Below are 20,724 nucleotides of genomic sequence, written 5' to 3'. Positions count from 1 at the left end.
TATTCTTCTAGCGTTCAAAACTCAGCATTCAAAACTGCACCCTTGTTATAGGGTAACTTAAAATAAAACTTAAATTGACCGTCCCCCTATCCCAACATAACCGTGATCTCATAGCAGTCTCATTACAAGACGCTTGCTTGACTCAACCCACCCTTACTCAATTCACTCACGTTTGACGCACGATCGTCCCTTTGTATCGTTAGAGAGTATCGTTAGAGAACCTTAAAGCCAATTGCCCAACAACACATAGGGACCCCAAAATCGAGGTGACTGATAGGTTGGATCAGTGAGCAAGCTCAATTGGGCCCGACGCAGCGCTTCTGCCTTGGAAACTGAATTCAATAGCTCTTGATAAAACTTGCCCATGAACACGGCTCCAGAATCATCATCCAAGTTCCACAGTGAGGCGATCGTACTGCGGGCCCCGGCTCGAACAGATACCCCCGCCAACCCCAATGTCGCTCGTCGATCGCCAACAGCCGTTTGACAGGCACTTAAAACCAGCAATTCAATCGGATCTGGACGAACGAGTTCCTGTGTTTGTAACACCGTGCTGAGTTCATTCACGTCGATCGGTTCATCCCAGGCTAGAATAAACGTTCCGGCTGCGTTCGAGCTAAATTGTCCATGGGTGGCGATATGAACGATTGTAAAGGGTTGCGAGCGCATAGTGGCTTGAAAGTTGTCCCGCGTAAAGCTTTGATTGAACAGCACCTGACTGGGAATATCTGCCTGAATCTGTTCAATTTCTTTGACTACATAATTGAGTGGTGGAAAATTTTCGCGAGCTTCACTCAACCCTACCACCAGCGCGTGCAAGGCCTGAGCTTGAAGTGGTTGTGGATCAGGCAATTGCAGACCAGGGGCGATCGCCACACTATATTTCTGTAATAAGTATTGTTGCCCGTCATATAAGGTTGCCATTGGTAAACTGCGCAACGATCCATCTAGCACAAACACCAATGTTTCAACGTTACTGTTTTGCAGTGTGGCTTCAACTGGACGAAGCAACCAATCGTAAATCTGGGCCGATAAGTCCATTGATCGCCGTGATACAAAGGGGCGTTTCAGTTCCACCAACAATTGATCGATCGTTGATTCCACGGTTTGCTGGGCTACTTCTGTCGTGACGTGCAACAGCGATTGGTGCGGTAGTTTCACGATCACATCTAAATAGTTAGGCAACAGAATGGTATAAAGAATGGCTGCTGATACTTGTTCCTGATCGACAATGCGATCGAGTTGAAATTTGGTATCTAGGCACGCTTCTCGAAAAAAGTTATCTAGTTCTGCAATTTGCAATCCTTCAATCACATCTCTAGCTTGTATCAAACGTTCTAGGTTTGATTCTGAACGTTGATCCGAATGAAGTAACAATCCAACCAATTCTCGGTACACAGGTTCAATTTGTTCGCGAAACGAAAACTGCACATCTCGATTCACAGCCACTAAATCATTGCGCAACGATTGCAAACTGTTGACAGCTTCTTGATAGGCAAAAATCGCTGCTTCTCGAGCACCTTGAGCGTTCAACAACCGTCCTAGTTGCCACTGCCAGCGATAGGAAATGTCTGTAGCGTCAATGGACTGAGAGAGTTCCAGTGCTTGTTCTGTCAACGATTGTGCCACTTGCCATTGTCCGGTTTGTTCGTATAGTTCGCCTAGCCCCCCCAAACTAAACGATTGAGATCGAACATCCCCGATCGATTGAGCGTACTGTTGTGCTGTAGTGAATTGTTGAGCAATCTCAGTGATGCTGGGAATAGCATTTGAGTTCTGATCGCCCACGATAGGGTGTGACAATCTCTGCCGCCTTATCTCTGCCAGATTTTGTGCCAAATCCAGTCGTTGATAAATGCTGCGACGGGTAGGAGGAAGCGCATCCAGACGAGTTTGAATCTGTGGGTACAACGTCAAGGCAGGAGAGAGCCGATCGGTTGCAATGAAGACACTAAGTTGATTCAGTTGGGACTGAAGTTGTGTATCCTGCGAAATGGCCGTAGCGGCCGCCTGTTCATAGCGATCGAGGGCCACTTGAGTTTGTTGGTAAAAGGTTTGGGCCGCAGCAGTTTGTTGCTGCCAGATGGCTCGCTCAGCAGCATCAAATCTCTCTGAGGGAGATTGAGTCAGGCGAATGATGGCTTCGGTTGGCGTTAAATTCTGACGACCGAGATCTGCAAACGCTTGGGCGCGGGTCAAATTTCCTAAGCTGAGGTAAATGGCAGCGATCGCGTCTTGGGTTTCAGAACTATCAGGCAGTTGAGTGGCAATTTGTAAGCTTTGATTCAGCGTTGCTTCGGCCTGTGGTAAATTGCCAGCAACAATCAGCGCATCGCCTAAACTTCTAAGCGCCGTCGCCTTTACCACAGAATCTGATTCCGTTTGCAATCGCTGATTAAGGGCAGACAGTTGGGAAATTGCCTGACGATATAAGCCCATCGTTTGCAGGGCGTGAGCCTGATGGATATGCATCTGAGCGATCGCCTCGACCTGATTAGCTTGTGCAAAATTGGCTTGTTCAAATAAGGTTGTTGCTTGTTGCCAGCTAGCGATCGCCGCTTGGGGTTGTCCTTGGGCTAGTTGCAGCCCTCCCTGAATGTTCAATACCTGTGCCAAGACGATTGGATCAACGGCTTCGATCGCTTGCAGTAAATTCAGGCTGGTGTAGATAGCTTGATTCGCCTCAGCCCAGTTGCCAAGCTGTTGATGGGCTAACGCCAGGTTGCTGTAGGCAGCGGCTTGACGCAATGGCTGATTTTCATAACCCGCGATCGCCTGTTGCAATCGATCGATTGCCTGTTGGTATTGCCCTTGTTCATAAAATTGTTGTGCCTGTTGTTCCAGTGTTTGAGTTTGCAACTGAGATAGGGATGTTTTCGCCGTTAGTCCGCGATCGATTCCCTGACTTGCATTCATAGGAATAATGAAACCTAGCCCGATCGCAAAAAAAAAGATAAGAATAAACTTAAACTGGCGATAGTATTTCATTTAAGTCTTTTTAGTAATCGCATTCGTGATCTGTAGGGAGATGAAACCAGTCTGCTAATCAACCGAAGAGTTGACCTACAGTAAGATGAGAAGCTGCTGCAAATTCGGGGACAGGAATTCGCTGAATTGTACTGTGTTTTCCTTAAGGCATGGTTTTTTGAATGATTTGACCATCAATGATTTGACCATCAATGAAGTCATGGGCGGGTTTGGTTTCCGGCAACCTGAGAAATTCATCTAACGTCAACAGTTCAGAGGATGCTTGCACCATCGCGATTCTTAAATTAGGTTAAATGTTGAATCAAAAAATTAGAAAATTAGGTTAAAAAACTGGTTGCACCTATTGTACCGCTTTGTATCGCTGCGATCATCATTCCCATCTTGCTGGGCTAAATAGAAATGCAAGCTTCTGTTCTATGTCTTAGAGAGGCAGCTAATCGTTGATCTTGCCATATAGCGTATCTCGCTGCTGGGCCACCCGCCCGATCGACTCAATCGCCATCCGTAGATCCTCCACTTCCATACATGTTCCACCCTGCGCCCCGGCCATCGTGGTAATATGCTCTTCCATCAAGGTGCCGCCAATGTCATTACAGCCCCAATTCAGTGCTGTAGTGGCTCCAGCAAGACCCAGCTTGACCCAGCTTGGTTGGTGATTGGGAATCCAATGACCGAGAAAAATGCGCGCCACGGCCATTAGTTTCAGAGCATCCGCCAGAACAGGCTGATCGCGTCCGACTCGACGCCGCAGCGGTTTGGGCGCTTCTTGTCCAACAAATGGCAACAGAATGAATTCTGTTAAACCCCGATCGCCTCGTTCAACGGCCGCTTGTTGAAGCGATCGCAGTCGCCCTAAATGCCGCATCTGGTGTTCTGGTGTTTCAATGTGCCCGGATAACAGCGTGCTGGTCGTGGGCATCCCCACTCGATGTGCCGTTCCGACAATCTCAAGCCACGTTGCTGAGTCGATTTTTTCGGGACAAATCACGCGCCGTACCTCATCGTCCAATACTTCGGCGGCGGTTCCGGGCATCGAGTCTACTCCAACTGCTTGCAATGCCAGAATTACATCTATGTAGCGCAATTGATCTTCGCGGGCGATGAATTGAATTTCTTGGGGCGAAAAGGCGTGTAGGTGTAAATCGGGAAAGGCATCTTTAATGGTGTGAATGAGGTGCACATAGTAAGCCAATGAAGAACCGTGGAGTTTGGCTTGCGGATTCAAACCGCCCTGCATACAAATTTCAGTCGCTCCTCGCTGCACAGCATCTCTGGCTTTCTCCAAAATGGTCGCTTCGTTGAGCCAATAAGCCCCGGCGTCTCCGTCATCTCGCCGAAACGCACAAAAGCTACAGTGTTGTTCGCAGATATTCGTGAAGTTAATATTACGGTTAATCACATAGGTGACAGAATCTCCGACTTGCTGCTGTCGCAGCCGATCGGCCACCTGTTGAATGGCGGCAATGGGTTCTGCTTCTGTTTGTTGCAGCAGCACAACGCCTTCTGCTTCGGAAATATCCTGTCCGGCGAGGGCGCGATCGAGAATAGCATTAATTGTTTGAGTAATCACAAGACTCGCTAAAAATTGAACTTTTTAAAGTTTAAGTAAAAATCCTGACCGCTAGAGAAATGGAAAGAAATAATTGAAATATGCTAGTAGACACGCAAAATAGCACGTAGCAAATAGAACATACTCAACCCGCTATTTTAGTCGTATCTACTGTAAGTTTTATTGATCAACCGTGGGGAGAATTGCGTGTTTGGCACTTGAAGAATCTGAAAGCCAGAAGGTTCACGCCAAGTTGAGTGAACCTGTTACTAAAGAAACGGCTTTTATCCCCAATATCACTTTGGGGCTGTAGAAGTTGCTTGCTTTTATTACACTCACACCCCGAGTTGAGTGACGACTCTTTGCCCCTTATCCCTAAAGTCCTTCTCATACAGGACGGAGGGACTTCAACCCCAAACCTGGATCGAACGCCCCTCTCCTAGAGCAGACGAGGAGTTGGAGTGAGGGCAGTGCGAGGTTTGTTGGTCAATCAACTCACATCCTCAATTCCATACAACATACGACTTCAACTACCCTAAATTATGTCAATCAGCAATAAAGACAATTCCCTGCGATCGGCTCGTAGCTTGGGACAACTCAATGGCACAAGAGCCTTCAACGATTTTGTGGGTAAGCAGGATCGAGTTGATTTTCGTCGCTTTCGGCTGACGCAACGTAGCAGCTTGTCCTTAACCGTCAGTAAGCTTAAAACTCCTATCACGATCAGATTGATGAATCAAGTAGGAGCGACGATCGCCCGCCTTAGGCCAACTGGCAAGCGTGGTCAAATCTCGCTGACGGGTGTTGACGCCGGGACCTACTATGTTAGTGTGGCTCGCGGTCGCAAAGATACCCGCTATCGGCTAGCACTCACAGCCACTGCCGCTCCGTTGCTTCCCCCTGCCAATCCTGCTCCGGGTGACAACACCCCTGCAACCGCCCGCAATCTAGGTACACTCACCACTGGTAGCCGTAGCTTTCAAGACTATGTGGGTGAACTGGATAAGGCAGATTTCTACAAATTCAACGTTGCCTCAGTCAGCGATTTCAATGCTAACCTTTCTGGAACTTCGAGTGGTGGTTTCACCTCCCTAAGTCTCTATCGAGACAACAATAACAATGGACAGGTGGATAACGGGGAACGCATTGATTACAAATTTGCCAATAGCAGCACAAACATTTCACAGGTGTTGACACCTGGTTCCTATTTCCTAGCCGTTGAAAAGTCCAGCGGTGCGCATCAGTATGATCTAGTCCTGACGACAACAGCTTATCCCGACTACACCCCAGCCATTACAGCCGGATCAACTCCGTCTACTGCGCGTAATTTGGGTACGCTGGCTGGAACGTTCACTACGAAGGATTACGTTGGCAACCTGGATAATGCAGACTACTACAAGTTCAACGTCACCTCTGTCAGTGATTTCAACGCCAATCTCTCTAACATTTCTGCCAGTGGCTTTACCTATTTGTACTTATACCGAGACAACAATAATAATGGTCAAGTAGATTCGGGCGAGCGAGTGGATTCCACCTACTCGTCCAGCAGCGGCACAAACATTTCACAGGTGTTGACACCTGGTTCCTATTTCCTAGCCGTTGAAAAGTCAAGTGGGGCCAATCGATATACCTTAAACATGACCACGGTTCCCTACCCGGATTACACACCCGCTGTTGATCCTGGTTCCAATCCATCGACTGCGCGAAATCTGGGCGTGTTTGCGGGAACGTTCACCACTAAAGACTATGTTGGCAACCTCGACAAGCAAGATTTTTACAAATTTACCCTAAACTCAACTAAACCATCTTGGAACTTTAACGCCAACCTTTCCACGATCTCCAGTAGCGGCTTTACCTACTTGTACCTATACCGAGACAACAATAACAATGGTCAGATTGATTCTGGTGAGCGAGTTACGTACAACTCTACCAGTGGTGGTAGTACTAACATCTCCCGAACATTGACGCCAGGTAACTACTTCGTTAGCGTTGAGAAATCCTCTGGAGCGGCTCGTTACGATCTCACACTGCAAGCCATTTGATTGCATCCAGTATTAACAACTGCAAAAATTCTAGATTTTGTAAAGACGCCGGGCAAGGCGTCTTTATTTTTTAGTGCAAAAATTTGGTAAGCTGACCCAAATCAACCAGTTTTTGGCGATCGCAAAATTTTCTTTCGCTTTATAGATCTCGATTGGGTCAGTCCCCCTTATACTTTTGGAACATTCCATTCTGGTTCACGAAAAGAAACACCATTTTTGTGATGGAGCGGGTACTATATCTGGTGCAAATCAGGATGAGGTGGTCCGTGCCCTGGTCTAGAGATTTGATTTGGTGCGGATGATTTTGGGAATGGCTGGTAAACAGTAACTAGTTAGTTCAGGTGCGAGGTTATGGCAAATGCTTTAAGGTCAGATGAAGTCAATCAGCGTCTGTCAGCCAGGCGATCGTCCCTGCGGCCCAATGCCTCGGCTCGCCTAGAAGCAGTGCCATCGTTACGATCGCGACGCCGAAGTAGTCGATCGGCTGGACGGGTTTCGTTGCCAACAGCCGTGCATGAAACTGTGGTAACGCCGCTCCCTCGCACATCAACGCCTCCCCAGTGGTTGCAATGGTTAATCCGAGTACAGCGGGTTTCGTCGGTGACAACATTTTTGCTCATCATGTCTGTGCTGACAGTCTATGGTTGGACGGTGTATGTGCAGCAGCGCTGGGGGCAGGAATACAGTAAGTTTGAAACTTTAAAAAAGCAGGAACGACAGTTAATTTCAGGAAATGAAGCCTTAAAAAACCAGATGGCCCAGCAAGCAGAGTCACCTAATAGTGGTCTGATGGTTCCTGATCCCAATCACACTATTTTTCTAATGCCAGCACCGGAACGCCCCCTCGTTCAAGCACGACGGCGATCGACGCATCAAACAACGCCAGCCAAGCCCCTAGGATATTGATTTGTGTAACTGATTCGTGTGACCGATTCGTGTAACTGATCTATGCTTCCATATGTCCCTCCACTGTGATTTTTGTTTGAGGCTGGTTCATGGCTATTTCCTTCTCGTTTCTTCAATCTCTGCGACAGCAATGGACAAGCCGAAACACGCGATCTCAGTTATCTAGGGGACGCTCATCTCATTCGTCTGCTCGGCGATCGGCCACGGAGCGATCGTCTGTCCACCCATCCCCCTCTAAACTGCGTTCACCCCTAAAAGAAAGTCAACCCTCTCTAAGCCGCCGACCCAGTAGGAGTTCGCAATTAGCTTCTACTCCCCCATCTCGATTACAGCAAGTAGCCAAACGGCTTTTCGTTGATAGCCAACAACATCGGCTGGGACAGTTGCCCCGGACGCAACACCCGCTAGTGCAGCTACCTAATCGATCGCAGCGCCCACGGGCTAAGGCTCCACGGGCATCCCAGCTTCGGTTTCGGATGATTCTGGTATGGAGTATATTGCTGGTGGCCATGCTGCTGCTGTTGCTGAATTTGTTCCGAATTCAGGTCTTACAAGCTAGTACGTTGAAAGAGCTAGCCAAAGCCCAGCAGATGATTTACCTAAATCCGCTGGTTCCTCGCCGGCCGATTGTCGATCGCACGGGAACCGTTTTGGCAATGGATCAACCAGTCTATACACTGTATGCCCATCCAATCTTGTTTCAAAAACCAGTCTATGAAATTGCCAGCATCCTGACACCCATTCTCAATCATCGACCAGAAGAATTGATGGAGAAACTAGAACAAGGTGAAAGCGGTATTCGCCTTCAGGATGGATTGCCCGAAGATATCAGTCGTCAAATTACTAATCTGCAACTAGACGGGCTGGAATTGGTGCCAGAACAGCAACGGTTATATCCACAGCAAGATCTGTTTGCCGATGTGGTGGGCTACGTCAATGTCGATCGTCACGGACAATCAGGTGTTGAATATAGCTTTGAAGAGCAGTTGCGGCACTCTATTGAAGGCATGGCTCTGACCCGATCGGGCGACGGATCAATTATTCCGATCGAATTGCCGCGCAACTTCCTAGAGCAACAACAAGATGATCTTCAGCTACAGCTTACGGTTGATAGTCGTCTCCAGCGTTCTGCTCGGTTAGCTCTGAAACAACAGCTAGCAAAATACAGCGCCAAACGGGGAGCGGTGCTGGCGATGAATGTGCATAACGGAGCCATTCTGGCCATGGTGTCAGAACCGTCCTACGATCCTAATAAGTACTATGAAGCCAATTTAGAGCAACTGCGCAACTGGGTATTGAGCGATCTCTATGAACCTGGTTCTACGTTTAAGCCCATCAATGTCGCTATTGCACTGCAATCGGGTGCGGTTCGTCCCGATGACACGTTTTATGACGAAGGGGCGATCGAAGTGGGCGGCTGGCCAATTCAAAACTCCGACTTTGAGGAAAATGGCGGACGCGGTCAATTGTCGGTCAGTGAAATTGTGCAATATTCCAGCAACGTTGGTATGGTGCGGATGATGCAAATGCTGGAACCAGGGGTCTACTATGGCTGGCTGGAACGACTATTGTTAGAGCAACCAACTGGAATTGATTTGCCGTCTGAAGCAGGGGGACAACTCAAAAGCTATCAGCAGTTCACCAGTGCTTCGATCGAACCTGCTACGACTGCTTTTGGACAAGGATTCTCATTGACGCCGATTAAGCTGCTGCAATTACACAGCATGTTGGCAAATGGCGGCAAAATGGTGACCCCGCATGTTGTCCAAGGGTTAATCAAAACAGATGGTGAAATTAGTTGGCAATTAGAGCGGCCACAACCTCGGCCAATCTTTTCGCCTGAAGTTGCGAAAACTGTTCTGTTAATGATGGAAGATGCAGTACTAGAAGGAACTGGGCAACTCGCAGCAATTCCGGGCTATCGCGTCGCTGGCAAAACAGGAACAGCCCAAAAAGCTGGGATTGATGGAGGCTACACTAGTGCTAGAATCACCAGCTTTATCAGTCTTTTCCCCGTTGATGATCCCCAATATGCCATTTTAGCGGTAGTGGATGAACCGCAAGGCGAAGATGCGTATGGATCAACCGTAGCAGCGCCGATCGTGCGAACGGTGATTGAATCCTTGATTAACATCGATCGCATTCCCTCCAGCAAGGTGGATAATTCAGAAGATGCATCTGAGGAATGGACTGAGGAATGGTCAGACGATCGACAGAATGTCCCAGGAAATTATGTTGAGGAAGATATGGGTGATGGGTATGTAGATGAGGCAATTAGGGACTAGGGAGTGGGGAGTGGTTTCTCGTAAAGATTCTGTAAATCTCGCAAAGTTTACACGCTTGCAAAGACACAGTAAAGAATTAGCGTTGCATGATGGAAACGGCTAGAGGGTTTCCATTCACACAACGCCTAAAGCTATTGAGTTTTGATCAGTCTTGAACTGAGCGGTTACGCACTAATCTAATACGCACTAATCCAAGGAGTCAGCCTTTTTATGGCGAGCGTTGGTGACAATCAATTCAAACTCCCACCCTGGTAACTTTTGCACAGATTCGCTAATTCGACGCAGATCTTCTGAGCCGTTCAGCGTTAAGTTTTCGCGAGTTCGTACTTCAGCCGCAATTACTTTACTGTCGCTGACGGCTAACAAATCAAGCGAACAATGGGCCAACGACGGGGGAAGCTGCTCTGGTGACGGATGAAGAGTGACTTGGTATCCCTTCCTCCGATATTCCCTGGCAAGACGCAGCAGTCGTTGATATTCTAATGGATTCTGACTCTCACGGCGGGTCATAACAGCCACTCTATGCTCTCACCTAGGTTCTCAACTTAAGTCCGACGGATCGGGGGCAGCCTCTATTTTAATATGCAAAAATTCTTCGCCCTTGCAGAATCCCTCTGCTAAAACGGTAGACATTCCCCTCACTCTGAAGGAATCGTTAAGATTGCGTCTGCGGCTAACAAAGTCTGTGATCTGGTAGTCATCTACATAAATGACACCATTGAGCGCATCCCGGACTGGTTTTACTATATTATCACTATCAGGAACTCCTGATTCTTCCCCCGATGGCACCTCGTAATAGTGGGTAATCACAACTCTCAAAGGTTCTCCTAGAGGGGGGCGGCCGGCCCAGCAAGCTTGTGCAGCCTGGCGTACTATCTCTTTCCAGGCTTGCACTCGTTTACGATCTTTAGTTTGGTGAGAAACTGGTTTGCCAATGACGACGAATTCAAAGGGTAGCACTAGGAAAATCCCACGATCTATCCGGTATGGGTCAATGAGTGGATTGAAGCCAGCGATCGGTAGATTAACACCCTGCAAAACAAGTTCCCGTCAGGACAGGTTGCTGTTCCGTTCTTGTTCAACAAGCTGAGTGCAATGCATGACGGTCAACGCGTTGAGTGCGCAATGGTGACGAGTAAACGGGTAACAGTGGCGGTCTACGGCCGAGCATACCCAGGGAATGACATTGGGTGGCTGCCTACTTCTATGGTAAGCCTGTTCTAATCTATTGGTGATGACGAAAGAACCTACACCAAATGTTGCAAAAACGACCCGATCGGATGAGGAAATCGGGAGCAAGAGGCTGACGTGAATGAGGCTGCACTTGTAAAGAACACGCGAAGGGGGATTGGTTTTCAAGTGTCAGGTGGTAGATCGACTGATGGATTGGCTGGAGACACAGCGGAACTAGGCTGGATTGAACTAGAGGCGGAACTAGAAGTTGAACTCGCTTGAGATTTCATTCGCCAACCAGGTTTTACCACTTGCCGGGCCCGAGCAACCACTAAACAATCAGCAGGAACATCATCGACAACCGTTGAACCGGCCGCAACGGTGACATCGGCTCCCAGAGTAATGGGGGCAACTAGTACACTATTTGAGCCAGTCTTACACCGATCGCCAATCTCAGTTCGATGCTTGCGCACACCATCATAATTAGCTGTAATCGTTCCAGCACCAATATTGACGCGGTTGCCCAAGGTTGCATCTCCAATATACGAAAGATGCGCTGCATTTGTGTGTGCGCCCAATGTTGAATTCTTGAGTTCTACAAAATTGCCAATGCGGCAGCCCTCACCGACTTGCACCTGTCCCCGTAAATGCGCATAGGGACCAATGCGGGAACCCGCTTGTACTACACTATCGCTGATGACGGAATAGAGCACGGTGGTATTTTCGCCAATTTCGCTGTTTTCAATGAGGCTGCCTGGGCCAATGCGACTGCCCGATCGCACGATGGTTTGGCCACGTAGATGGGTTTGTGGCTCAATAATCACATCTGACTCTAATTGAACGGTATCGTCGATGGTAATTGTATCGGGATCAATTAGCGTCACCCCAGCAGCCATATAGTCATCTTTAAGCCGCGTTTGTAAAATGTCGTAAGCGGTAGCTAGTTGTTTGCGATCGTTAATGCCTAAAATTTCTTGATAATCTTGCACATCAACAGCCATCACTGGATCTAAAAAGTTGACAGCATCAGTGAGGTAGTACTCTTTTTGATCGTTATCAGCTTGCAATTTCGGCAACACTTCAGCCAAAGCTGCCCAGCGGAAGCAATAAATGCCAGCATTGACCCGACGATTCTGTCGTTGTGCCGGTGTGCAATCTCGATCTTCAATGATTTGCGTCACCACATTTTGCCCGTCACAAAACACCCGACCATAACCCTTGGCATCGGGCAGTTGGGCTGTGAGGATAGTGGCTGCATTTTGATTCGCTTGATGGGTTTCTAACAGTGCTGTTAAAGTTTCGGGGCGCAACAGGGGAACATCGCCGTTGAGAACCAAGAGATCGTCAGAGAAATCCTGTAAATGTGGCAATAACTGCTGTACGGCATGACCGGTTCCAAGCTGTTCCGGCTGATCCACAAATTCTAGACCGGGAATGTGGGTCATCGCTTGTTTCACAGTCTCGCCTGCATATCCCACAATCACCAGCCGTCGAGTGGGTTGAATTCCTGTTGTACATCCCAACACTCGTTCCAGTAGCGATCGCCCGCCTAAGGGATGCAACACCTTGGGCAACCGAGACTTCATGCGCGTTCCTCGTCCTGCTGCCAAAATTGCTACCGCTACCATGACTTTACTCTAGCCTGCACTTTTTCACCCACGCAGTATATCGCGCTTATGTCCCCTTTCCGATCGTTTTCTTCCGAACTTTTGTTCAAGCCCTTCATTACTTGGCCTAAGCTGCTACCTGTTGGGTTGCAATAAACTCCGCAAATTTTTCCATCAAGTTTGGATTGCGCCAGCCCTTTTCAGTCTCTTGAACCATTAGATCGAGAGATTCTTTGGGGCTATAGGCGCGTTTATAGGGACGTTCGTGCGTCAGAGCATCATAAATATCAACTAATTGAAAAATTTGCGCGAGCAGCGGAATTTCATTGCCCACTAAGCCATCAGGATAGCCAGTGCCATCCCAGCGTTCGTGATGGTGTCGAATGATGGGAATCACGCCTCGCATCGTGCGCAGGGGTTGACAGATCTGTTCACCAATCAATACATGTTGTTGCATAATTTGCCACTCGTCGGGCGACAACTTACCTGTTTTTAATAACACGGCATCAGGAATTCCCACCTTACCAATGTCATGCAAATAGCCACCCCAAATCAGATCGCGCACTTCCAGCCGCGACAGTTTCATGTATTCGCCAAAAGCCTTGCCTAACACCACCAACCGTTCACAGTGATCCCCTGTATTCGGATCGCGACGTTCAACCGTACGAGCAATAGAAAATAATACCTTACTGGCATGGTCTAAGTCTTCATTCAGCCGCTTTTGCCGAATCAGCGATCGGACTCGCGCTGATAACTCTAATTGATCAAATGGTTTCGAGAGAAAATCATCCCCACCCACCTCAATTCCATATAGACGGGCCCGACGATCGTTGAGGGCCGTGACAAACACAATAGGAATTAACCGAGTCAACTCTTCTTGCTTTAAACGCCGACAAACTTCGTAGCCATCCATGCCCGGCATCATCACATCTAGCAGAATTAAATCAGGAGCCATTTCACTCACACGCTCTAAAGCCACCTGACCGCTATCTGCTTCCAGCACTTCATATCCTTCCACTGATAAAAGCGCCACGGCTGTCATCCGACTAGAAGGATGATCATCCACCACCAAAATTTTGGGTCTTTCGGAATCGAAACAGTTCACAGGAAAATGCTCGCTTGAGTCCGCAAACGTACCTACTTCAGAGTAGAGTGATGATAGATCTCCTAGTCATACAGCCATCCAACAGTTCCTGAACTCCACAAAGCAGTGTGGAGAAACGAACGAGTAATAACAAATAATAATGATCCTAAATGATTCTAAGACGATGGTTTAACAGTGCCAATTTCAACCCGAACCGCTCCCTAAATTCCCCAACGTCGGGGGATTGATACTGAACGGAAGGGTTACGTCATCAGTATGGAGAATTGAATCCTGGCAGAGATCCGGTATTTCACGGAGATTATTGTCTAGAAGAAACTACTTTACGATAATCTTGCAGTGAGTGAAGAGAATGAGCCGCCTAGCCGAGTTTTTATCCTTCTTGATAGATAAAGTCTCGGTGGATAGAGTACTTTGATGCGGGTGAGCGGGCAGCGGAGTAGGCACGGCCATTGATCGGCAGTAACGACGGTTAGCGTTGCTTCGATCGCCAGACTGCCAAGAATAGTACTATTCTTGCACACTAATCTCATATCTCAATCTTGTCCAACCCATAGCCTTATCGCGAATAAATGCGTAGAATATGGATGGAAGCGTATAAATAAATTCTCTAAACGCTAGCGCTTTAGCCTAAGGGTATGAGTTACGCCCTAGGGGATGGTTAGGTCAACATGGAGTTAGATGGAACGCTGTTCAGCAGCGCTATGGCTAGAGGTGAATGTTACATCGTTCCTGTGGCGTGGCTGCACAACAACCTCAGTGATCCTCGGCTGGTTGTAATTGACTGTCGCTTTAATTTAGCTGCTCCTCAACAAGGACGCCAGCAATATGAGACAGGTCATATTCCCGGTGCTTATTTCCTGGATTTAAATCAGGATTTATCAGGGCCAGTACACCAGCACGGTGGACGCCATCCTCTACCCGATCCGAACGAACTAGCAAAAAAATTAAGCTGCTTTGGTATTTATTCAGGTAATGGACAAGAGCCTAGTTGGGTCGTGGTGTATGACGACTCTCGCTTTGCTTTTGCATCTCGATTATGGTGGCTATTGCGCTATATGGGACATGACCACGTTGCTGTTTTGGATGGAGGACTGTCAGCTTGGCAGCAAGCGGGTTATGCACTCAGTACTGTAATACCTCCATGGCGATCGGGGCATTTTGTGCCTCGGCTGCGACTCGATCGAGTCGTGGATATTGAGACCGTCAGGCAGCGTAAAGATCTGCCTTCGGTTGTCTTAATCGATTCCCGAGAAGGCGAACGCTATCGAGGAGAATGGGAACCCATTGATCCGATCGCGGGTCATATTCCCGGTGCGCTCAATTATCCCTGGCAAGATGTAACCGATGCCCAAGGCTATGCGCGGTCAGTTTTGGAGCAGCAGCAGCGATGGGCAACGCTTCCCCAGCATGAGGAACGCATCGTTTATTGCGGTTCTGGGGTTACAGCTTGTGTGAATGTGCTGTCTTTAGAAATGGCTGGTATTTCTCATAGCCAACTGTATGTTGGAAGCTGGAGTGATTGGTGCTCCTATCGATCGGAATCCTAATCTTCAGCAACCTGGATCTACAACAAGGTAGATGGAATATCTAGTCAAATGTTTATAATTTCGTAATATCTCAAGTCAGTTTGTTGTGACAAGCATCTCAATGCCTATGTTGTTATTGAGCGGATAACTATCTGATTCGTTCTTTTAAGTTGACGTGGCTACCTGGTTGAATTTTATTGCTCACATTTTTCTATAGAATACTGAAGCTGATAGTTAACCCCTGAAATTTGGAGCATGTTGGTATCTATCAATTCACTCCTTTTTAGTTCTATCGGCTAAACTACTATATCTTTGAGCTAGCCTTAAATCTAGCCTTAAATCAGTAGCGCTGAGCCTGAGCAGTTGTCACCACCGCCATCGCCTAAAAAACGATTGTATCCTATTGGTAAGATTGTTTTTACGCCCTAATTTTTCAGGGTTAGTTACTAGCTCAAAGTGTTTAGTTTTCTCCCAAAAGGCTGAATCGCCTAGCTTGCAATTAATGCTATGGTTAGCTTTGAATCTTAGTATCTAATAACAACTCTGTTCAATAGCGCTCTTATAAAATCTAATAAGCACCGCTATTTGTTCTGCGCGTAATAGGCTTCAATTTGATTATAAATTTAGACGTTTAATTCTTGTCCTTATTCATATTTGTTAGGAGGAAGGTGTCAAACTTGAGTGGACTAATCGACTTTCCTGCCAAAAACTCTAGGTCAGTTTCTATGTCGTCGTCTATGAACCGTCTTTCTATTTTCGTAGACGGGAACAATATGTTCTACGCTCAACAAAAAAACGGTTGGTTCTTTGATCCAAGAAAGGTGTTAGAGTACTTCACTAGTGATCCAACCGTATCGCTTGTGAATGCGTTTTGGTATACTGGCTTGAAAGATCCACAAGATCAGCGTGGCTTCAGAGATGCACTGATCAGCTTGGGATATACTGTTCGTCACAAAATTCTGAAAGAATACTATGATGACAGTTCTGGGCGGATCTCCCAGAAAGCGAACTTGGACATAGAAATTGTTGTAGACATGTTTAACACGGTCAATCAGTATGATCGGGTCATCTTATTCAGTGGAGATGGCGATTTTGAACGGGCTATTGAACTGCTGCGATCGAAAAATACTCATATTACGGTGGTTTCAACAGAAGGTATGATTGCCCGTGAATTACGCAATGCCACCGATCGCTATATTGATCTTAATGACATTCGAAATTACATTGAAAAGGTAGACCCATAAGTAAGGGTTTTTAAAATAGTAATGCATATCAGCCACGATCGATATGCCTAACAATATGCTTAACGGTGTCGGCCAAGTGTGGGCTTTGGGTTTGCTCAGCGAACTATTAGGCATACGGTTTAGAGCCGGTTAGAATCAGCATGAGCAGTTACGAAGAGGATTTATTGTCGTCGGTGAAGCTTGAGCCGGAGTCTGATCTGATTAAAGTAGCGATTGTTGGAGATGTCCACGATCTTTGGGATAACGAGGATCAGCTTTGTCTAAAACAGTTGGGTATTGATCTGGTGCTATTGGTGGGCGATTTTGGTAATGAATCCATTCCAGTAGTTCAATCGATTGCAGCGATGCCATTACCTAAAGCAGTGATTTTGGGTAACCATGACGCTTGGTATTCTGTGACAGAGTGGGGGCGGGAGAAATGCCCCTATGACCGACAGCAGGAGGACTGGGTTCAACGACAACTTGACCTATTAGGCGAGACCCACGTAGGCTATGCCAAGCTAGATTTCCCAGCACTGAACTTGTCAGTTATTGGAGGGCGGCCGTTCAGTTGGGGTGGGTCTGAGTGGAAACATGGCGATTTCTACCAGTCTCGCTACGGCGTCAACAGCTTTGAGGAATCAACCGATCGGATTGTGGCAGCTGCGGAACAGGCAAGCCATGATACCTTAATCTTCATCGGACATTGTGGACCCAAAGGTTTGGGAGAGGCAGCCGAAGCTCCCTGTGGTAGGGACTGGAAACCCATCGGTGGTGATTATGGCGATCCGGATTTGGCGGCGGCGATCGCACAGGTTCGTCAAATTGGGAAAAGGATTCCACTGGTTGCCTTTGGACATATGCACCACCAGTTGCGCCATACAAAAGAACGACTACGCACGATGGCAACAGATGACATGGAGGGAACGGTTTATCTCAATGCCGCTAGTGTTCCTCGAATCAAAGCAACTGAGACTGGATACATTCGCAATTTCTCCCTTGTCACATTGAAGGCTGGCATTGTACAGCAAGCTTCACTGATTTGGATGAATGAACAATTGGCGATCGTATCCGAGTCGGTGTTGTATCGATCGCCACTATTAGCAGAGTAATTATTCGGAAAAATACCTTGAAGTTATGGCGAACCTGATTGCCTAACAACTCATTGCTCCCCCATCCCCCAACCTCTACTCCCACGCATGAGAGCAAGGGAGAACGGCTCTAAAGTCCCATCTCCTCTCTGGGAGAGGAATTTAAGGTGAGGTCCATCGAGGGTTATCAGCTAATTAAGCTATGGCGAACAACAACTGAGCGTGACGTAGGTAATGAGGTAGGCCATCAAAATTCCACCTAAGAAGCCGAACAGATGCATCTCCCAAGATATACCGGCGTCAGTTGGCAGAACTCCGCTGATGCTCCACCCTCGCCTTAAATTGATTAAAAAAGCCAGTGCTCCTAAAAAGATAGCGAGTGGATTTCTAGAAATAAAACCATACACAAGCAGAAAGCCAGTGTAACCATAGGTGACGCCACTTGCCCCGGCATGAATGCTACCTTCTCTGCCAAATAACCACGTTCCGAAGCTACTAATCAAAACAATACCGATCGTTACAACATAAAACAGGCGCAATCCTTGCAGGGCAATAAACAAACCCAAAATAGCAAAAGCAATTGTGTTACCAACAATATGCGAATTGTCTGGCTCACCATCTTTGGTTTTACTTAAACCATGCAAAAATGGAGCCACAGGAATGCCTAATAGCCCACCTACTGTGCGGGGACGAATCCCCAACGACCAGGCTAGTGCTCCTTTACCGATCCCCCAATCCAGAATATAGATCGTCCACGCAATCACAATTAGATTGCCAACGGCTCTCGCTTGTTCTTCTAAATTGAAGTTGTCAGACGATAAGTAGATTTTGAGATAGGCTAGCGGATTGGAAAGCAATAAATCAAAATTCATCAAGAACCACAGCAGCTACGTAGATCTGAGCAACTTTATAGCGCTGCTTCATCAACAAGCAAAATTTTCTTTGAAAAGCTTTATATTCTAACAAAAACAATTGAGCCGAGAAACTCCCGGCTCATGCTAGTGCTGAACGCAAACAATTAAGAGGTAATGGATAAGAGGTAATGGAGCGACAATGGCAGACTACCCTACTTCAAGGAGTCCTAAACCAAATTCAACAAATGGGATAAATCTTGCTTTGAATTAACAGCTTTTTTGTCATTGGATGAAACTACTGTCACCAAATTCGGCATTTCTTGACGGCAGTGGCGGCAAAACCAGTATACCTGGCCATGACGGGCATGACGCAGGAGTTGTTCAGAGCAACAAGGACATTCATTAAGAGTATTCATGAGTTTCTTCTAAGTTACATAACTAAACGAACAAAACCGTAAACAAGATTACAAAAACTGTTGCTAACTCTTTTGCTTTCATTGCTATAATCGCAAACTGTTCCCTGAATTTCAACTAACCTAAATGCGTATATTCAGTTACATAATTACTTGAAATCAGTCATGCAAACGGCTGATCCCCACTCTAACTTTTTGTTAAATTTCTGCAATTGTATTGACTTCAAAATAATTAACGCTTTCATTGAATTAGCGGAAAAATTCTTGTTTTTTGAACGTTTTCAAATGCTTTTAGCGTGAATTCCTACCGAGTTTGGTTTGATCCCTATTTAGTAAAGACCGATCGTACTATTGATTTGAAAGCAAATTTATTCGTCAATTATCTCTTTTTAGATAGATAGCTCGACACCAGCCTCATCCTAAAGAGGGAGATTTCGTATTTAAAAATACATTTACTCAGTTTGAACTTTCACAATACAAAGCCTACCATTTACAAAAATGGGCAGGGTTCGCTGCTGAAATGTAATTTTTTAGCAAGTCCTACTGCAATGCTCGCCACATTTGAATATGAGGGATTCCCGCTTCCTCAAATTCTTCTCCACGCGGCTCAAACCCCAATTTTTGATAAAACAGCTTGCTGTGGAGTTGGGCATTGAGCCTGATCTCTACAAATTTCTGTTGTCTGAGGAATTCGATCGCTGCCTCTGTTAAGGCTTTGCCAACCCCTCGTCCTCGATAAGCCGACAACACGGCCACACGTTCCAGCTTTGCAGACCGATCGTTTAGCGGTCGAATCCGGGCTGTTCCAATTGGGTCTGTATTATTGTAGGCAACCACATGCTGCGCTAGTTCATCCAAGCCGTCGAAGTCAAGGGCTGGATCAATTTGCTGCTCTTGCTGAAAAACAGCTTGTCGTACAAATCGAACCGCAGACGCTGCCTCTGCATAGGAAACTATCTCAAGCACTAGTGCATCCATGCGTTGCGTGATACGTCTGATTGGTGTGTGTCTGTTTATTGTACGTCTGATTGGCAAATAGACAGCAATCGCAGGTCATTTCCGCTGGGTTCAGTTAGTTGGTGGAAGCCTTCGAGTCCCATGGGAGCGATCGGGTCATTGCCAACCATGGCCACAGCATCTTGCGGCTCCAATGCAATGGCGTAAGGGTGATAGGTGCGTTCGTAGCTGTCAATCACTGTCAGCGCTAGGCGATCGGTGTACACATTGCCATAGAAGCAGTCAAATGAGGAATATGGCATATAGAATGCCCCCACGACTTGACCTTGATCTACTTCAAAGATCAGGTAAGTCGAACCAATTTGATCTGGCTCTGATGCTTGACCATAGAGATACACCCCATCAGCGATGATGTCATCAGCCGCAACATCTGATGTTGCGGATTGAAAGGATGCAATTGAAAGCTGTTGTGTGTGATCGGAGACAAGCTTGCTGTCAAGAAGCACATCAGGATGCACTGTAACAAATAAACCAGCCGTTAAAAATAGCCCAGTAAACGGCTTTTCAAAACGTTGAGCAAAATTACGCACCAGTGATGCACTAGATACTAAACCAGCCACGTGCAGATCCCCCGAACTATCGATAAAAATGCTTGTAAGAACTAGATAAAAGAAGCGAACAATAGAAGTATCTACTTTTACTCTAGTAGAGCGACGGATCGCTCTGATTTACCCCGAAAAAGACTTTACATAAGCTGCAACGTGTCTTTACACAAAGCTTGCCTCTAACGCTTTTAAGCTCAAAGTTCGTCTGTATCATTCGGTTAGTTGGTTGAACCATGATAAGACTACAGCGGCATCCTCCTTAATTCCTGAAAGCAGCAACTAAAATCATCAAACACGTTACAAAGGTGAAGCGGACTAAGACCATTAGAGCATGAGAAGCTGATTAACTGACAACTCATTGCCCCCTCATCTTCCACCCCCTTTGCTCCATTTGGGTCAG

16 protein-coding genes and 1 pseudogene are annotated in these 20,724 nt (G+C 46.9%); 6 read left to right on the top strand and 11 right to left on the bottom strand.

What is annotated here, in order from left to right; all coding sequences use genetic code 11:
• Window positions 1-222 precede the first annotated feature (222 nt).
• The 3 genes and pseudogenes from OXH18_RS10620 to cofH form a co-directional block, all read right to left on the bottom strand.
• The gene (locus tag OXH18_RS10620) at window positions 223-2,988 is read right to left on the bottom strand and encodes a CHAT domain-containing protein (protein ID WP_268612755.1); all 2,766 of its coding nucleotides are present in this window, start codon (window positions 2,986-2,988) and stop codon (window positions 223-225) included.
• A 145-nt stretch (window positions 2,989-3,133) separates the two neighbouring features.
• Window positions 3,134-3,259: pseudogene (locus OXH18_RS10615) on the bottom strand (Uma2 family endonuclease); the annotation flags it as partial.
• Between the two features lie 162 nt (window positions 3,260-3,421).
• Window positions 3,422-4,558 (bottom strand): 7,8-didemethyl-8-hydroxy-5-deazariboflavin synthase subunit CofH, encoded by a 1,137-nt coding sequence (gene cofH, locus OXH18_RS10610; protein WP_268612754.1) that lies wholly within the window; start codon window positions 4,556-4,558, stop codon window positions 3,422-3,424.
• A 521-nt stretch (window positions 4,559-5,079) separates the two neighbouring features.
• Between cofH and OXH18_RS10605 the strand changes: the two genes are divergently transcribed.
• The 3 genes from OXH18_RS10605 (at window position 5,080) to OXH18_RS10595 (ending at window position 9,770) form a co-directional block, all read left to right on the top strand.
• On the top strand, window positions 5,080-6,579 hold the full coding sequence (locus OXH18_RS10605; RefSeq protein WP_268612753.1) for a hypothetical protein: 1,500 nt from the start codon (window positions 5,080-5,082) through the stop codon (window positions 6,577-6,579).
• 351 nt (window positions 6,580-6,930) lie between these two features.
• The gene (locus OXH18_RS10600; RefSeq protein ID WP_268612752.1) at window positions 6,931-7,485 is read left to right on the top strand and encodes a hypothetical protein; all 555 of its coding nucleotides are present in this window, start codon (window positions 6,931-6,933) and stop codon (window positions 7,483-7,485) included.
• Window positions 7,486-7,574: 89 nt separating this feature from the next.
• Entirely contained in the window at window positions 7,575-9,770 is a 2,196-nt protein-coding gene (locus OXH18_RS10595) for a peptidoglycan D,D-transpeptidase FtsI family protein (RefSeq protein WP_268612751.1), read from the top strand.
• Window positions 9,771-9,956: 186 nt separating this feature from the next.
• Here OXH18_RS10595 and OXH18_RS10590 read toward each other — a convergent pair whose 3' ends face one another.
• The 4 genes from OXH18_RS10590 to OXH18_RS10575 all read right to left on the bottom strand — a co-directional run bounded on the left by OXH18_RS10590 (window position 9,957) and on the right by OXH18_RS10575 (window position 13,655).
• Window positions 9,957-10,280, bottom strand: a complete 324-nt coding sequence (locus OXH18_RS10590) for a hypothetical protein (protein WP_268612750.1) — start codon at window positions 10,278-10,280, stop codon at window positions 9,957-9,959.
• Window positions 10,281-10,310: 30 nt separating this feature from the next.
• The gene (locus OXH18_RS10585; RefSeq protein WP_268612749.1) at window positions 10,311-10,808 is read right to left on the bottom strand and encodes a RusA family crossover junction endodeoxyribonuclease; all 498 of its coding nucleotides are present in this window, start codon (window positions 10,806-10,808) and stop codon (window positions 10,311-10,313) included.
• Window positions 10,809-11,125: 317 nt separating this feature from the next.
• Window positions 11,126-12,571 (bottom strand): bifunctional UDP-N-acetylglucosamine diphosphorylase/glucosamine-1-phosphate N-acetyltransferase GlmU, encoded by a 1,446-nt coding sequence (glmU, locus tag OXH18_RS10580; protein ID WP_268612748.1) that lies wholly within the window; start codon window positions 12,569-12,571, stop codon window positions 11,126-11,128.
• 106 nt (window positions 12,572-12,677) lie between these two features.
• Entirely contained in the window at window positions 12,678-13,655 is a 978-nt protein-coding gene (locus OXH18_RS10575; protein WP_268612747.1) for a response regulator, read from the bottom strand.
• A 668-nt stretch (window positions 13,656-14,323) separates the two neighbouring features.
• Here OXH18_RS10575 and OXH18_RS10570 point away from each other — a divergent pair.
• From OXH18_RS10570 to OXH18_RS10560, 3 genes are all read left to right on the top strand, one after another.
• On the top strand, window positions 14,324-15,202 hold the full coding sequence (locus OXH18_RS10570; protein ID WP_268612746.1) for a sulfurtransferase: 879 nt from the start codon (window positions 14,324-14,326) through the stop codon (window positions 15,200-15,202).
• A 704-nt stretch (window positions 15,203-15,906) separates the two neighbouring features.
• Window positions 15,907-16,425, top strand: coding sequence for a LabA-like NYN domain-containing protein (locus OXH18_RS10565; protein ID WP_268612745.1), 519 nt, complete (start codon window positions 15,907-15,909; stop codon window positions 16,423-16,425).
• A gap of 140 nt (window positions 16,426-16,565) precedes the next feature.
• The gene (locus tag OXH18_RS10560; protein WP_268612744.1) at window positions 16,566-17,516 is read left to right on the top strand and encodes a TIGR04168 family protein; all 951 of its coding nucleotides are present in this window, start codon (window positions 16,566-16,568) and stop codon (window positions 17,514-17,516) included.
• Window positions 17,517-17,695: 179 nt separating this feature from the next.
• Here the strand turns inward: OXH18_RS10560 and OXH18_RS10555 are convergent, their stop codons facing one another.
• The 4 genes from OXH18_RS10555 to OXH18_RS10545 all read right to left on the bottom strand — a co-directional run bounded on the left by OXH18_RS10555 (window position 17,696) and on the right by OXH18_RS10545 (window position 20,339).
• A complete protein-coding gene (locus tag OXH18_RS10555) occupies window positions 17,696-18,367 on the bottom strand; it encodes a rhomboid family intramembrane serine protease (protein WP_268612743.1) in 672 nt (223 codons plus the stop codon).
• A 209-nt stretch (window positions 18,368-18,576) separates the two neighbouring features.
• Window positions 18,577-18,765 carry a hypothetical protein gene (locus tag OXH18_RS25315; RefSeq protein ID WP_315874647.1) on the bottom strand — a complete coding sequence of 63 codons (189 nt, stop codon included), beginning with the start codon at window positions 18,763-18,765 and terminating at the stop codon, window positions 18,577-18,579.
• 537 nt (window positions 18,766-19,302) lie between these two features.
• Window positions 19,303-19,740 (bottom strand): GNAT family N-acetyltransferase, encoded by a 438-nt coding sequence (locus tag OXH18_RS10550; RefSeq protein WP_268612742.1) that lies wholly within the window; start codon window positions 19,738-19,740, stop codon window positions 19,303-19,305.
• A 35-nt stretch (window positions 19,741-19,775) separates the two neighbouring features.
• Window positions 19,776-20,339 (bottom strand): hypothetical protein, encoded by a 564-nt coding sequence (locus OXH18_RS10545; RefSeq protein WP_268612741.1) that lies wholly within the window; start codon window positions 20,337-20,339, stop codon window positions 19,776-19,778.
• Between the last annotated feature and the right edge of the window lie 385 nt (window positions 20,340-20,724).

The organism is Thermocoleostomius sinensis A174 (genome assembly GCF_026802175.1).
GTDB lineage: Bacteria > Cyanobacteriota > Cyanobacteriia > Elainellales > Elainellaceae > Thermocoleostomius > Thermocoleostomius sinensis.
Note: the sequence above shows the minus strand (reverse complement) of the source record. Positions and strands in the feature narration are given on the sequence as shown.

Coding starts and splice junctions, on each gene's coding strand:
- OXH18_RS10565 (WP_268612745.1), top strand. CDS start 15,907: ATGTCGTCGTCTATGAACCGTCTTTCTATTTTCGTAGACGGGAACAAT.
- OXH18_RS10620 (WP_268612755.1), bottom strand. CDS start 2,988: ATGAAATACTATCGCCAGTTTAAGTTTATTCTTATCTTTTTTTTTGCG.
- OXH18_RS10605 (WP_268612753.1), top strand. CDS start 5,080: ATGTCAATCAGCAATAAAGACAATTCCCTGCGATCGGCTCGTAGCTTG.
- glmU (WP_268612748.1), bottom strand. CDS start 12,571: ATGGTAGCGGTAGCAATTTTGGCAGCAGGACGAGGAACGCGCATGAAG.
- OXH18_RS10590 (WP_268612750.1), bottom strand. CDS start 10,280: ATGACCCGCCGTGAGAGTCAGAATCCATTAGAATATCAACGACTGCTG.
- OXH18_RS10570 (WP_268612746.1), top strand. CDS start 14,324: ATGGAGTTAGATGGAACGCTGTTCAGCAGCGCTATGGCTAGAGGTGAA.
- OXH18_RS25315 (WP_315874647.1), bottom strand. CDS start 18,765: ATGAATACTCTTAATGAATGTCCTTGTTGCTCTGAACAACTCCTGCGT.
- OXH18_RS10595 (WP_268612751.1), top strand. CDS start 7,575: ATGGCTATTTCCTTCTCGTTTCTTCAATCTCTGCGACAGCAATGGACA.
- OXH18_RS10600 (WP_268612752.1), top strand. CDS start 6,931: ATGGCAAATGCTTTAAGGTCAGATGAAGTCAATCAGCGTCTGTCAGCC.
- OXH18_RS10555 (WP_268612743.1), bottom strand. CDS start 18,367: ATGAATTTTGATTTATTGCTTTCCAATCCGCTAGCCTATCTCAAAATC.
- OXH18_RS10560 (WP_268612744.1), top strand. CDS start 16,566: ATGAGCAGTTACGAAGAGGATTTATTGTCGTCGGTGAAGCTTGAGCCG.
- OXH18_RS10550 (WP_268612742.1), bottom strand. CDS start 19,740: ATGGATGCACTAGTGCTTGAGATAGTTTCCTATGCAGAGGCAGCGTCT.